9 protein-coding genes are annotated in these 14,259 nt (G+C 74.7%); all 9 read left to right on the top strand.

The features are described 5' to 3' along the window. Positions 1 to 255 precede the first annotated feature (255 nt). The 9 genes from ACZ6W9_RS05695 (at position 256) to ACZ6W9_RS05655 (ending at position 14,226) form a co-directional block, all read left to right on the top strand. Positions 256 to 2,031, top strand: coding sequence for a S8 family peptidase (locus ACZ6W9_RS05695; RefSeq protein ID WP_389954543.1), 1,776 nt, complete (start codon positions 256 to 258; stop codon positions 2,029 to 2,031). Positions 2,032 to 2,314: 283 nt separating this feature from the next. Continuing rightward, the gene (gene pyk / locus ACZ6W9_RS05690) at positions 2,315 to 3,745 is read left to right on the top strand and encodes a pyruvate kinase (RefSeq protein WP_362943494.1); all 1,431 of its coding nucleotides are present in this window, start codon (positions 2,315 to 2,317) and stop codon (positions 3,743 to 3,745) included. Positions 3,746 to 3,838: 93 nt separating this feature from the next. Further along, a complete protein-coding gene (locus ACZ6W9_RS05685) occupies positions 3,839 to 4,300 on the top strand; it encodes a hemerythrin domain-containing protein (protein ID WP_389954540.1) in 462 nt (153 codons plus the stop codon). Between the two features lie 166 nt (positions 4,301 to 4,466). After that, positions 4,467 to 5,021, top strand: a complete 555-nt coding sequence (locus ACZ6W9_RS05680; protein ID WP_470116789.1) for an acyl carrier protein — start codon at positions 4,467 to 4,469, stop codon at positions 5,019 to 5,021. Then, complete coding sequence (locus ACZ6W9_RS05675) at positions 5,018 to 9,832, top strand: amino acid adenylation domain-containing protein (protein WP_470116788.1); 4,815 nt, start codon at positions 5,018 to 5,020, stop codon at positions 9,830 to 9,832. The genes ACZ6W9_RS05680 and ACZ6W9_RS05675 overlap by 4 nt, the downstream gene beginning before the upstream one ends. Continuing rightward, entirely contained in the window at positions 9,829 to 10,728 is a 900-nt protein-coding gene (locus ACZ6W9_RS05670) for a thioesterase II family protein (RefSeq protein ID WP_470116787.1), read from the top strand. The genes ACZ6W9_RS05675 and ACZ6W9_RS05670 overlap by 4 nt, the downstream gene beginning before the upstream one ends. Next, entirely contained in the window at positions 10,707 to 11,744 is a 1,038-nt protein-coding gene (locus ACZ6W9_RS05665) for an LLM class F420-dependent oxidoreductase (RefSeq protein WP_389954529.1), read from the top strand. Before ACZ6W9_RS05670 ends, ACZ6W9_RS05665 begins: the two co-directional genes overlap by 22 nt. A 103-nt stretch (positions 11,745 to 11,847) precedes the next feature. Then, positions 11,848 to 13,287 (top strand): FAD-dependent oxidoreductase, encoded by a 1,440-nt coding sequence (locus ACZ6W9_RS05660; RefSeq protein WP_470116786.1) that lies wholly within the window; start codon positions 11,848 to 11,850, stop codon positions 13,285 to 13,287. 207 nt (positions 13,288 to 13,494) lie between these two features. Beyond that, complete coding sequence (locus ACZ6W9_RS05655) at positions 13,495 to 14,226, top strand: DUF4097 family beta strand repeat-containing protein (RefSeq protein ID WP_470116785.1); 732 nt, start codon at positions 13,495 to 13,497, stop codon at positions 14,224 to 14,226. Positions 14,227 to 14,259: the final 33 nt, after the last annotated feature.

Raw genomic sequence — 14,259 nt, 5'->3', positions numbered from 1 at the left:
GGGACCCTACCTCCGCGCCTCCGGACGGACCCGCCCGGATCCGGGCCCTCCGGCCCGCCGTGCCGTAGGGCGCCGCCCCGCGTCCCGGCGCCCCGCCGTACCGGGTCCGTACCAGGTCGTGCCGGAGAGACCCGCCGTACCGGAGAGAGCCGTCGCCATACCGAAAAGAGCCACCGGAACGACGCCCGCGTTGCCTGAGTGGTCGAATACCGGGAAGGATGGCCCCTTGGTCCGGACAGCCGTGGAGGGGATCGGATGAGTCGCTGGAGCAGACACCTGGTGGTCATGACGGCGGTGGCCGCTCTGACGGGCACCCTCACGGTGGGGGCACAGGCCGGCGGCGCGTCGGCCGGGACCGGCCCGCTCCGCGACTACCTCGTCTTCTACCCCGGCGGCGGGCACGACCGGGCGGTCGCCGCGATCGGCGCGGCCGGCGGCACCGCGACCGCCACCGAGCCCAGGCTCGGCTACGTCGTCGCCCGGGGCCCCGGCGACCGCTTCGTCGAGCGCCTGGCCGCCGGCGGCGCCGTCACGGGCGTCTCCTCCGACCGCGCCATCGGCTTCGCGTCGTCCGCCCCGGCCCTCCCGGCCGGCCACTCCGCCCCCGCGGCCGCCGGCCCCCGCGCCCCCCGGCTCCCGGGCGCCGGTCACGCCGCGGCCCCGCCGCCCTCCCTCGCCGCCCCGGCCGCCCCCCGCGCGGGCCGGGCCGCCTCCCGTACGGGGCAGGCCGCCTCACGCGCCGGCCGGGCCGCCCCGGCCGCCGAGCCGCTGGCCTCCCGGCAGTGGGACATGAAGATGATCGGCGCCACCGCCACCGGCTCGTACGCCACCGCCCCGGGCGACAGGAAGGTGCTCGTCGGCGTCATCGACACCGGCATCGACGGCAAGCACCCCGACATCGCCCCCAACTTCGACCGCGCGCTCAGCCGCAACTTCGTCACCGACCGGCCCAAGGACTCCAAGGGCGAGACCCTCGACGGTCCCTGCGAGTTCAGCGGCTGCAAGGACCCCGTCGACTGGGACGACGACGGCCACGGCACCCACGTCGCCAGCACGATCGCCTCGCCCGTCAACGGCCTCGGCGTCGCCGGCGTCGCCCCGGGGGTCACCGTCGTCAACCTGCGCGCCGGCCAGGACTCCGGCCTGTTCTTCCTCAAGCCCAGCCTCGACGCCCTCACCTACGCCGCCGACGCCGGGATCGACGTGGTCAACATGAGCTACTACATCGACCCCTGGCTGTTCAACTGCCGGGCCAACCCCGCCGACTCCAGGGCCGAGCAGCTCGAACAGCGCGGCGTCATCACCGGCATGCAGCGCGCCCTCGACTACGCCCGCAAGCGCGGCGTCACCCTCATCAGCGCCCTCGGCAACGAGTCCACCGACCTCGGCAGGCCCAGGACCGACACCGAGAGCCCCGACTATCCGGCCGAGGCCGAGCGGACCCGCCGGATCGACAACTCCTGCCTGAACGTCCCGGCCGAGTCCAAGGGCGTCATCTCCGTCGCGGCACTCGGCCCCAGCAAGCGCAAGGCCTACTACTCCGACTACGGCGTCGAGCAGACCGACCTCTCCGCGCCCGGCGGCGACGAGCTCGACGGCCGCGGCATCGACCAGACCAGGACCATTCTGGCCGCCGCCCCCGAGCACGCCCTCCGCGCCCAGGGCCTGATCTCCCGCGACGGCAAGCCCGCCTCGTCCTCCGTCGTCCGCGACTGCCACGGCGGCACCTGCGCCTACTACCAGTACCTCGCCGGCACCTCCATGGCCGCTCCGCACGCCACGGGCGTCGCCGCCATCCTGATCAGCCGCTTCGGCAAGCCGGGGAAGGGCGGCCTCACCATGCCGCCCGCCGACGTCCAGCGCCTGCTGTACGCCACCGCCTCCAAGCGGCCCTGCCCCTCGCCGCGCCGCTTCGTCTACCGGACCGGGGGCTCCGGCGACGCCCAGACGTGCGAGGGCGGCAAGGACCGCAACGGCTTCTACGGCAGGGGAATCGTCGACGCCGCCAGGGCCGCCACCGTCAGGCCCTGACGCCGTCCGCACGGCGCGCCCCGCGTACGGCCGGGCGGCGGTACGGCCGTCCGTACGGCGGGGCGCGGAGTTTCCGCCGCCGCGGCGTCGCGGGGATCCCTCGGCGGCGCGACGGCGGCTCACCCACGGGTGACCCCTGGATGACCCGCGGGTGACCTGCGGGGACGGGGAGGCCGGTTCGCCATCGCCGCCCCCGGCCGGTAGCGTTGAGGTCACCGAGTTTTTCATGCCTGCTCCGGGCAATGTAACGACCAAGTGGTCTGTACCAATTAGGCTGGGAACCGTGACTCGTCGCGCGAAAATCGTCTGCACCCTCGGCCCCGCCACATCCTCACCCGAACGCCTGCGCGAGCTCATCGCCGCCGGCATGGACGTGGCCCGTTTCAACCTCAGCCACGGCAGCCACGAGCTGCACAAAGAGGTCTACGACAGGGTGAGGGAGGCCGCCGCCGAGCTCGGCCGCGGCGTAGGCGTGCTGGCCGACCTTCAGGGCCCCAAGATCCGGGTCGGCAAGTTCGAGGAGGGCCCGATCCGCCTCGGCTTCGGAGACGTCTTCACCATCACCACCGAAGAGGTCCCCGGCGATCGGGACCAGGTCTCCACCACCTACCTCGGCCTGCCCAACGACGTCCGTCCCGGCGACAGCATCCTCGTCGACGACGGCCGGGTCCACCTCGAGGTCACCCGCGTCGACGGCCCCCGCGTCACCACCCGCGTGGTCACCGGCGGCATGATCTCCGACAACAAGGGCCTCAACCTCCCCGGCGTCAACGTCAGCGCCCCCGCGCTCACCGACAAGGACGAGACCGACCTGCGCTGGGCGCTGCGCACCGGCTTCGACATGATCGCGCTGTCCTTCGTCCGGCGTCCCTCCGACGCCGACGTGGTGCGCAACATCATGGAGCAGGAGGCCGTCCGCCTGCCGCTGCTCGCCAAGATCGAGAAGCCGCAGGCCGTCCAGCGGCTCCCCGAGATCGTCGAGGCGTTCGACGGCATCATGGTCGCCCGCGGCGACCTCGGCGTCGAGCTGCCCCTCGAAGAGGTGCCGATCGTCCAGCAGCGCGCCATCGAGCTGTGCCGCGAGAAGGCCCGCCCGGTCATCGTCGCCACCCAGATGCTCGACTCCATGATCAGCTCTCCGCGGCCCACCCGCGCCGAGGCGTCCGACGTCGCCTACGCCGTCATGGACGGCACCGACGCGGTCATGCTCTCCGGTGAGACCTCGGTCGGCCAGTTCCCGGTCCAGGCCGTCGAGACCATGAGCCGCATCGCCTGCGCGGCCGAGAAGCGCGCCCTCAAGGCCACCCACAGCCTCGAACGCCTTCCCGAGACCACCGGTGGCGCCATCGCCCGCGCCGCCGCCGAGGTCGGCGCCATCGTCGGCGCCAAGGCCCTGGTCGCCTTCACCATGTCCGGCGAGACCGCCCGCCGCCTGGCCCGCTACCGCTCGCCGATCCCGCTGCTGGCCTTCACCTCCTCCCCGCACGTCCGCAACCAGCTCGCGCTGACCTGGGGCGTCGAGACGTTCGAGGTGCCGTTCGTCCACCACACCGACGACATGGTCCGCCAGGTCGAGGCCGCCCTGCTGGCCCACGCCCGGCTGGAGAAGGGCGACAAGGTCGTCATCGTCGCCGGATCGCCTCCCGGATCGCCCGGCTCCACCAACGCCCTGCGCGTCCACACCATCGGATCCGCGGTCTCGAACCTCCCCTGACCGGCCCGAAGACCCGCCGTGCGAAGAATCCTCCGCGCGGCGGGTGTAGGCCCCCTTCTCCCGGGTAGTCAGCCCCCTCCGAAGGAGGGGATCATGGCACGAGACGTCATCAGCATGATCATCGCGGATCACCGCGACATCAGAACGGTCCTCGGCCGGCTCCGCCGGGAACCGGCGGCCCGCCCCGCCCTGCTCGTCGAGCTCGCCGCCAGGCTCGTCGCCCACGACCGGGGCGAGGAGGAGATCGTCTACCCCGAGATCACCAGGGTGGATCCCCGGGAGGCCGAACACGCCCTCCACGCCACCGCCGAGCACCAGCGTGCCGAGCAGATGCTTCTCTCCCTGCTGGACATCGCCCCCGGCGCCGCGGAGTTCGAGTCGCGGCTCGACGACCTCGCCGGCGTGGTCACGCGTCACTTCGCCGCCGAGGAGGAGGGGATCCTCCCCGCCCTGGCCGCGGCGCTTCCCCGGAACCGCCTGGAGGAGCTCGGCCACGCCTTCGCCAGGCTCACTGCCGAGGAGATCCGTATCGGTCTCTCCGCGGGGAACCGCTGATCCGGGAACCGGACATGGCCCCGGATGACGTCGGTCCGGTGTCCCGGTCGCGTCCCCGGATGACAAATGCCGAAAAATACGGTCTTGTAGTGTCCTGAATCCTTCAAGAAGATCGGCACAGAGCGCCCGCGCGGCGGTGCGCCCGACGCCGAACGAAGGGTTGCGGATGATCCAGGGCAGTCGGCCGGTGGGCCCGGGAGACCAGCATGACGGCGGCGCGAGGAGCGTCGCGGACGTCCGGGGACGCCCGGGACGTCCCGTTCCGATCGCCGATCGGGTCACCGAGATGATAGAGAGCCGGCTCGGCAGGCCGCTCGACCCCGACGAGAACTTCTTCGAGGCCGGGCTCAACTCGATGGCCCTGGTCGAGTTGCACGCGGACATCACCGGCACGTTCGACATCGACATTCCGGTCACCGCGATGTTCACCCGGCCCAACGCGAAGGCGCTCGGCCGCCTCGTCGAAAGCGCCCGCGCCGGCGCCCCGGCTCCGGGCAGCCCGGCTTCGGGCACCCCGGCCGGTGGCGTCCCCGCGTCCGGCTCCCCGGCTCCCGGCTCTTCCGCTCCTGGTTCTCCGACGTCCGGCTCCCCGGCGGGCGGGGCTCCGGTGGGCGGGGCTCCGGCGCAGGCCGGGGATGACTCCTCACGGCCCCGCCCGTCCGGCGGCGGCCGAAGGGACGTCCGGGCCCGCATCCGCCGGGGGCCGGGAGCGTCCCGGTGACGGGAAGCCGATCGGTCGCGGTGATCGGCACGGGGCCGTGCGGTCCGCTCTCCGCGGCGTCCGCCGAGGCCGCGCTGGGCGACGCCGGGCACGACCCGTCACAGCCCCCCGGCGTCCTCGCCCTGCACGAGAGCGTGGAGGACGCGTGCCGGGCCCTGCTGTCCGGCGTGTGCGACATCGCGGTCACCCGGGCGGGCGCCGTCCTGGCCGGGCAGGGGCCGGCGGACCGCGCGGTCGCGCTGCGGAGGCTGGGGGAGGCGCTTCTCGACGGCGACCCCGTGCACGCCGTACTCGACACGGACCCCGCGACCGGCCGGCCGACCGCGGGGGAGGGCCTTCCGCCGGTTCACCCTCCGTCCGGCGCCGGACCCCGCGTGGTCGTCTGGTCCGGGCGCACCGTGGAAGAGGCCGACGCCGTACGGCGAAGCCTGGCCGGCTTCTTCGCGTCGCTCCCCGGGGAGCGGTTCGCCGACGCCGTCGCCACGCTCCAGCGGGGCCGCACGCCGCATCCGTTCCGGGGAGCGGTCGTCTGCTCGACCGCGGCCGAGGCCGCGCACGCCCTCGCCACCGCCGCCACGGCCTCCGATCCCGCCCGGGACGGCGCCGGAGTGCGGTTCGTCTTCCCGCCGGGGGGGACCGGACGGCTGGGCGCGGCCCTGTACGGGGCGGAACGGCTGTTCACCGAGTCCATGGACGTCTGCCTGGAGGAGTTCGAACGGCACGGGATCGACCTCTGCGACGAATGGCTCGCCGGGAAGCGGGACGACGCCCCCGTCACCTTCGCGGTGACCTGCTCACTGGCGGCCACCCTGACCGGCTGGGGCGTCACGCCCGCCGCCTGCTCGGGAGACGGCGCCGGGGAGGGCGCGGGGGAGATCGCGGCGGCCGCCGTCGCCGGGACACGGGGATTCGGCGAGGCGGTCGCCCTGGTGGCCTGTGGGGGTACCGTCGCCCCCGAACCCGCGAGGGCGGCCGGAACGCCGGAGACCGGCGAGGCGGGCGGCGGTGGGGCCGCCGTCGCCGGCTCCGTGAGGACGGCCGGAACGTCCGGGACCGGCGGGACCGATGCGCCCCGGTCCGCCGGGGCGGGGGAGACGTTCACCCTGGTCCTCGGCCCGGCCGCGTCCTCACCGGGCGGGCCGGCGATCGACTGCGGAGACGACCGGCACGGCCTGATGACGGCGCTCGCCCGGCTGTGGACGCTCGGCTGCCGGGTCGACTGGGAGGCGCTCGACCCCGACCATCCCCTTCAGCGGATGTCCGTCCCGGGCGGGTTCGACCCCGCCCCGGCGGAGCCGGCCGCCGGAGAACCGCTCAGGCGGACCGGCCTGCCCGAAGGTCCGGAGGGGACGACGGACGGGGCCGGAGAATCGGCGGGGCGGACCGGTGAGGGCGAAGGTCCGGCGGGACGGGCGGGCGGACCCGGAGAACCGGTGAGGAAGCCGGGCGGGCTCGCGGGGCTGCCCGAGCCCGCCGAGCCGCCGCGCCCGCCGGGGCCCGTGCCGTACTCGTTCTGGGTGCTGGAGCAACTGGCGGGCGGGAGCGGCGTCTCCAACCTGGCGGTGGCGTTCCGGACCCGCGAGCCGCTGCGCCGCTTCCCGCTGCAGAACGCCGTCAACCGTCTCCTCCGGCGGCACCCGGCCCTGCGCCTGCGGTTCCCCGAGGTGGACGGGGCCCCGGTCCGGCACCTCACCGCGCCGCAGGACGCGCGGATCACGCTGGCGAGCGCGGCGACGACGGAGGAGACGATGGTCGCCGACCTGCAGGCGTTCCTGGACGAGCCCTTCGACCTCGCCGGGGACCTGCTGTTCCGGGCGGGCCACTTCACGCTGCCGGAGGGCGGCGGAAGCGTGGTCTGCCTGGTCGCCCACCACATCGTGGTCGACGCGACGTCGATGCAGTTCCTCGTCGAGGAGCTGGGCGCCTTCTACGACGCCCAGACGGGCCAGGCGCCGCTGCCCGCCAGGCTCGCCGGCCCCGCCCCGATGCTGGAGCCGGGCCGGGCGTCGCGGGAGTCGATCGGCTACTGGCTCGACCGGCTGGAGGGCGCGGACCCGGCCGCCATGCCGCTGCCCGGCAGCCGCCCCTCTCCCGAGCGGCCCACGTTCGCCGGGCACACCTGCTCCTGGGAGGTGGACGCGGCGACCCGGCGGGCACTGGACACACTGCGGACCCGGCTGCGCACCACCGACAACATGGTGCTGACGAGCGCCTTCCTGCTCGCCCTGCGCTGCCACGGGGCCGGCCCCGACATGGTGGTCGGCGTGCCGGTCAGCACCAGGACCGCCGCGACCCGCGACCACGTCGGCTACGGCGTCAGCACGATGCCCCTGCGGGTGCGCACCGACCCGCAGGAGGGTTTCGCGGCCCTGGTCAGGAGGGTGGAGGACGCCTTCTTCGAGGGGGTGGAGCACGCGGACGCCTCCGTCGAGACCGTTCTCGTCGAGCGCGGGCACGGCACCGGTGACTGGCGGGTGCCGCTCTTCCGGCACATGTTCAACTACCGGCCGTGGACCGACGAGCGGGTGAGCATCCAGGGCTCCGTGCCCGAGTACGTCGAGGACCTCTTCGACCGCAGCCGCCTGGACCTGCAGTGCATCGCCGTACACGAGCCGGACCGGCTCACCGTCCGGGTGTGGCACAGCACGGAGGTCCACGACGAGACCGAGATCACCGCCTTCGTCGCGCGGATGACCTCGCTGCTGCGGCAGGCCGCCGAGGACCCCGAGCTGCCGCAGCGCGCCCTGGAGGCGTTCTCCCCCGTGGACAGGGCGCTGCTGGACCGCCTCAACGACACCGGCCGCCGGTGGAGCGGCCCGCCCACGCTGCCGGAGCGGATCGCCGCCCACCGGGGGGACGCCGTCGCCGTCGTCGACGGCGACCGGGAGGTCCGCTACGGGGAGCTGCTGGACGCGGCCGGAGCCGTCAGGGACGCGCTCCTCTCACGCGGGATCGGGCCCGGTGACATCGTGGCGCTCGGCCTCGGACGCTCGGTGGAGCTGGTGGCGGCCGTGCTCGGCGTGTGGGCGGCCGGGGCCGCCTACCTGCCCCTGGATCCGGGCCATCCGGAGCTGCGCCTGGCCTACCAGGTCCGGGACGCGGGGGCCCGCCTGGTCGTCGCCCCCGCCGCGGTCCCCTGGGCGGGGGAGGTCCCCGTCCTGGCCGTCCCGTGCGGCCCCGTGTCCGGTCCGGAGGCCGTGTCCGGTCCGATGCCCCCGCCCGGCTCCGAACCCGGTCCCGGCTCGGCGCCGGGTTCCGGGACAGGCCCCGGCGCCGAAGCCGCCGATCGCGTGTCCGCGCCGGACGCCGCGCCCGTGTCCGCGCCGACGGCCGGGGACGCGCTCGCGTACGTGATCTACACCTCCGGGTCCACCGGGCGTCCCAAGGGCGTGGCCGTGACCCACGGCAACCTGGCCAACCTCGTCCTGGACTTCGCCGGACGGCTGGGACCGGACGCCGCGGCCCGGGTGCTGTGGTCCACCACCCCTTCCTTCGACATCTCGGCCCTGGAACTGCTGCTGCCGCTGGTCGGCGGCGGCACCCTGGTCATCGCCTCCGACGCCGACCGGCTCCGGCCGCGCGGGCTCCTGGACCTCGTCGCGGCGCGGGACGTGCGCGTCGTGCAGGCCACGCCGACGGCGTGGCGGCTCGCCGTACCGGAGGCGGGCGGCGAGCTGGCCGGGCGGACCGTGCTGTGCGGCGGGGAGCCCCTGCCGGCGGCGCTCGCCAGGGACCTGCTGGCGCTGGGCTGCCGCCTGTTCAACGTCTACGGACCCACCGAGACGACCATCTGGTCCACCGCGGCGGAGATCGCCGGGGCTCCGCGCGATCCGGTGCCGATCGGCGCGCCGCTCGCCAACACCCGGATCTTCGTCCGGGACGCCGACGGGCGCGAGGCCCCTCCCGGGGTCCCCGGGGAGCTGTGCGTGGCGGGCGACGGGGTCGCCGCGGGATACGTCGACCGGCCCGAGCTGACCGCGGAGCGGTTCGGCGCGCATCCCCGGCACGGCCGCTTCTACCGCACCGGCGACCTGGCCAGGCTCCGGCACGACGGAACCCTCGACCTGCTCGGCCGCGACGACCGGCAGGTCAAGCTGCGCGGGCACCGGATCGAGCTGGGTGAGGTCGAGGCGGTCCTGCACGACCACGAGACGGTCGGGGCCGCCGCCGTGGTCGTCCGCGGGGACACGATGACGGCGTTCGTGCGGCCCGCGCGCGAGCCGGCCGACCGGGCGGCCTGGCGCGAGGAGCTGTGGCGCCACGCCAGGACCCGCCTGCCGGACTACGCGGTCCCCTCGGGGTTCGTGCTCGTCGACCGTTTCCCGGAGACCGGCAACGGCAAGATCGACTACCGGAGCCTCACCGTGCCCGAGGAGGAGCACCCGGCGGCGCCCGCCGCCGCTGCGGGCTCGCCGCTGGTGGAGGGGGTCCTGCGGCTCTGGAGGGAGGCGCTCGGGCGGCCCGGACTCGGTGAGCACGACAACTTCTTCCTCAGCGGGGGGCACTCGGTGCTCGCCGTACGGCTGATCGCCCCGCTGGAGGAGCTCGTGGGGCACCCGATCGGGGTGCGCGCGATCTTCGACCATCCCACCCCGGCCGGGCTGGCCGCGTTCGCCGGGACGCTCACCGGGCGGGCCGGGACACATACCGAACAGGCCGGGACGCCCACCGGGCGGGCCGGGGAGCACGCCGGACGGGCCGGGACGCCCACCGGGCGGAGCGAGCCGCCCCCCGGAGGGACCGGGACATCCGCCTGGCAGGCCGGGACGCCCGTCCGGGGGACCGGGGAAGAGGAAGGAGCGGGCCGTTGACCGCGCCATGGTTCGTACCGGCCGGGGATCGGCCCGAGGGCCGCGTCCGGCTGTACGCCTTCCCCAACGCCGGGGGAGGCCCGGCGTCGCTCACCGGGCTCGCCGCCGCCTTCCCGCCCGAGGTCGAGGTGTGGGCGGTGAACCTGCCGGGCAGGCAGGCCAGGCTGGCCGAGCCGCCCCGCGACGACCTCGGCGGTCTCGTCGATGATCTGGCCCGCGACCTGCTGGCGACCGCGCGCCCGCCGTACGCGCTGTTCGGCTACTGCAGCGGCGCGCTGCTGGCGTACCTGGTCTGCCGCCGCCTGACCGAGCTGTCCGCGTCCGCCGGACCGCCGCCGGATCCCGGACGGGCGGCCCCCGGACGGGCGGCCCCCGGATCCCCACCGGACCCCGGACCGTCGGACCCCGGACCGCCGGGCTCCGGCTCGCAGGCGGCGCTCGTCCCGGGACAGGCCGCGGAGCGCCCGCCCCTGCCCGAACGGCTGCTGGTGGGCTCCTTCGCGGCGCCGGACGTCGCGCTCCTGCTGCGCAGGCTGCCGTCCCTGCCGTCGTGGCTGTTCTGGGAGCAGCTGATCGAACTCGGCGGGGTCCCGGCCGAGGTCGCCGAACGCGAGGTGCTCAGGCCCATCCTCGAACCCGCGCTCCGCGCCGACTTCGGCATGCTCGCCGGCTACCGGCACGTCCCCGCGCCGCCGCTGCCCGTCCCCGTGACCGTCCTGTACGGCGCGCGCGACCGCTCGGTCTCCCGGGGCGGGCTGCTCGGCTGGCGCAGGCAGAGCGTCCACCGGCCGTCGCTGCGCGAGCTCGACGCCTCCCACTGGCTGGCCGAGGAGGCCCCCGACCGGCTGGCCGCCGTCATCACCGAGGAGATCGGATGCGTCTGGGATACAGCATGAGCTACTGGGGCGGGGCCGGACTCGGTCCCGCCGACCACCTCGCCCTCGTCCGCGAGGCCGAGCGGCTGGGATACGACTCGGTGTGGGCCGCCGAGACCTACGGCACCGACCCGGCGAGCCTGATGGCCTGGATCGCGGGCCGTACCGAGCGGATCGGTCTGGGCACCGGTGTGTTGCAGATGTCGGGACGCAAACCGGTGGTCGCGGCGATGACGGCCGCCACGATCGACCAGGTGTCCGGCGGCCGGGCCCGGCTGGGCGTGGGCGTCTCCGGCCCCCAGGTCGTGGAGGGCTGGCACGGCGAGCCCTTCGACCGGCCGGTGGAGCGGGCACGCGACTACCTGTCGGTGCTGCGGCTCGCCCTGTCCGGGCGGCCGGTGAGCCACTCGGGGCCGACGATGACGCTGCCGCTGCCCGGCGGCCAGGGCAAGGAGCTCTCGCTCGCGGTGTCGCCCGTGCAGGAGCGGCTGCCCGTCTACCTCGCCGCCATGGGCCCCAAGGTGACGGCCCTCGCCGGTGAGCTGGCCGACGGCTGGCTGGCCATCCACTTCCCTCCCGGCCACCTCGCCGAGCGCATGGCCGAGCTGCGCCGGGGCGCCGAGCGGGCGGGCCGGAGCCTGGACGGCTTCGACGTGGTCCCGATGGTCCTGGCCATGGTCGACGAGGACGAGGAGCTGGCCTACGACATGATGCGTCCCATGCTCGCCCTCTACCTGGGGGGCATGGGCTCGCGCCGCACCAACTTCTACAGCCGCCTGGCCCGCACCCTGGGGTTCGGCAAGGAGGCCGAGGCGGTGCAGGAGGCGTTCCTGTCCGGGCGGCAGGGCGAGGCGATGTCGTCGCTGCCCGACGCGCTGGTCGACGCGATGACGATGTGCGGGCCGCCCGGCAAGCTGCGCGAGCGGGTGGCCGCCTACCGCGAGGCGGGGGCGACCGGCCTGGTCGTCGGCCTGGTCACCCCCACCCTGCGGCTCCGCCTGGAGCAGCTGGAGCTGGTGGCGGGGCTGACCGGCTGACGGCCCGCCTCGTGGCGGGTTCGCCGCACGGGAATCCGGCGGGACCTCTCCCCGCGAAGAAGGGAAGGAGTGGAGAAGAGGCCGCGATCCCCGGAGGACCGTCATGAGCGAACCCGCCCGCCCGTCCGACACCGGCCCGGCCCCCGACACCGGCCCGGCCCCCGACACCGGCCCGGCCCCCGACACCGTCTCCGGAACCGGCGCTGCTTTCGGGACCGGCTACGCCTCCGAGACCGGTACCGCCTCCGAGATCGGTATCGCCTCCGGGACCGGTCTCGGCGACGCCCCGGACGCCGAGGCCGACTGCGTGGTGGCCGGCGGCGGTCCCGGCGGGATGATGCTGGCCTACCTGCTGGCGCGGGGCGGCGCGCGGGTCACCCTGCTGGAGTCCCACGGCGACTTCAACCGCCGCTTCCGGGGCGACACCCTGGCGCCCGGGGTGCTCGACTACCTCCACACGCTGGGGCTGGCGGAGGAGATGCTGGCGGAGCTGCCGCACGCCACCGCCGACACCTTCCGCTGGCACGTCGGCGACCGCGTCTACACCCTCGTCGACTACCGGCGTGCCAGCGACCGCCACCCCTACTACGCGCTCATCCCCCAGGCGAGGTTCCTGCCGTACCTCGCCGGCCGGGCCGCCGCCTATCCGGGGTTCCGGCTGCTCATGCGAGCCCGCGTCTCCGAACTGCTGCGTGACGAGGCGGGCCGGGTCACCGGAGTACGGCACACCGGGCCCGGCGGCCCCCGCGAGGTGCGGGCCCGCCTGGTCGTCGCCGCGGACGGCCGCAACTCCAAGCTCCGGACGCTCGGCGGATTCACCGCCCGCGAACTGGGCGCGAGCCTCGACATCCTCTGGTTCGCCGTGCCGCGGCTTCCTGGCGACCCGGCTCTGTCGGGTCTCCAGCTGTTCAGTGTTCCGGGCGCGACGCTGGCCGTGCTCGATCAGGACACCCAGTGGCAGCTCGGCTACAACATCCCGGCGGGAAGCTTCGGCGCGATGCGGGAACGGGGCACCGCACCGATCGTCGAGGCCTTCACCGGGCGGCTTCCCTGGCTGCGTGAACGGCTCGCCGCGCTGACCGACGTCAACCAGCTGTCCCTGCTCCCGGTCCGCATCACCGACGTCGACAGCTGGTACCGGCCGGGGATCCTGCTCATCGGCGACGCCGCGCACGTGATCTCCCCGGTCGGCGGCAACGGCATCAACTTCGCGATCGCCGACGCCGCGGAGGCCGCCAACCGTCTCCTGCCCGTCCTTCTCGACCCCTCCTCGTCCCCCGAAGCGCTGGACGCCGCCTGCCGCCGGGTCGAGGAGGTGCGCCGGCCGCCGGTCGACCGGGAGCAGCGCATGCAGGTCAGGATCGAACGCGGCGCCCGGGCACGCCTGGAGTCGCGATCGGCGGGCCTGCCGCTGTTCTTCCGCCTGATCGACAGGTTCCCTTCCCTGGCCGTCCGCAGCGGGCGCCGGAGCGTCGCCGCCATCGGCATGCCGTCCCCCGGCCCGGAGATCCTCAGGGAGCCGGTCTCAGGGAAGACCCCGTGACGTCCATCCGCCCGGGGACCCTCCGAGGCCACCACGGTCACAAGCCACCGCGCCGCGCCGGAACGCCTCACCGGCGAGTCCACCTCCCACGCCGATCCGGCCGACGCCTCGCCTCCGCAGGACGTCGGGAAGATCTGGCCGAATGGGGGATGGCGCATCGGGCGGACGGCCGATGGCGGTGGACCGGCGCCGGGCCAGGATCATGGCATGAGACGGATCATGGCGGTGGCGGTGGCGGTTCTGGCCGCCGCGAGTGTGGGGGGTTGCGGTGTGAAACTGGACGCGAAGGAGGTGCATTCCGCTCAGGGCTTCGCGTTCTCCGGTGACGTGCTCACCATCGAGTCCTCGCTCGGCGGGCTGAGGGTCCTGCCGGGAACCGCGGGGAGTGTGCAGGTGGAGCGGTGGGTCCGGGGCAAGGCGGCCGAGGAGGGGAACGCGTCGTGGTCGCTCAGGGACGGCACGCTGCGCCTCAGTGGGAACTGCGTCAACGTTTTCGGTGACTGCGGTGCCCGGTACCACGTCAAGGTGCCGCCGGGGGTCAGGCTCGTGGTCGACGGCGGGGACGACGGAGTGATCCTCAACCGGCTGGCTCAGGACGTGGACGTGTCCACCTCGGGTCCCATCAGGGTTTACGAGACGGAAGGCCGGCTGCGGCTCCGGGGGAACGATGAGGTGATAACAGGGGAGCGGCTCAGGTCGGCGGACGTCAGGGCACGCACCACGGCCGGGAACATCACCCTGTCGTTCGCCGCCCCGCCGTCCAAGGTGGACGTGTCGTCCGTCGACGGCCGGGTGACGGCGACCGTGCCCGACGGCGCCTACGGCGTGACCGCCAAGAGCACACACGGCAGCGAACGGTCCCAGATCAAGGACACCCGGAGCGACAGGACCATCATCGCCAGGAGCACGTCCGGGGACGTCCGGGTGAACGCCAGCTAGGCGTGTCTCCCCGGAACCGGGGATCCGGGCGCG

The organism is Streptosporangium sp. NPDC053982, assembly GCF_055585205.1.
This window is presented reverse-complemented; position numbering and strand designations above follow the sequence as displayed.

Bases quoted from the DNA above. Each gene is read 5' to 3' on its own strand.
- ACZ6W9_RS05660 (WP_470116786.1), top strand. From the start codon at position 11,848: ATGAGCGAACCCGCCCGCCCGTCCGACACCGGCCCGGCCCCCGACACC.
- ACZ6W9_RS05655 (WP_470116785.1), top strand. From the start codon at position 13,495: ATGAGACGGATCATGGCGGTGGCGGTGGCGGTTCTGGCCGCCGCGAGT.
- ACZ6W9_RS05665 (WP_389954529.1), top strand. From the start codon at position 10,707: ATGCGTCTGGGATACAGCATGAGCTACTGGGGCGGGGCCGGACTCGGT.
- ACZ6W9_RS05695 (WP_389954543.1), top strand. From the start codon at position 256: ATGAGTCGCTGGAGCAGACACCTGGTGGTCATGACGGCGGTGGCCGCT.
- ACZ6W9_RS05685 (WP_389954540.1), top strand. From the start codon at position 3,839: ATGGCACGAGACGTCATCAGCATGATCATCGCGGATCACCGCGACATC.
- ACZ6W9_RS05680 (WP_470116789.1), top strand. From the start codon at position 4,467: ATGATCCAGGGCAGTCGGCCGGTGGGCCCGGGAGACCAGCATGACGGC.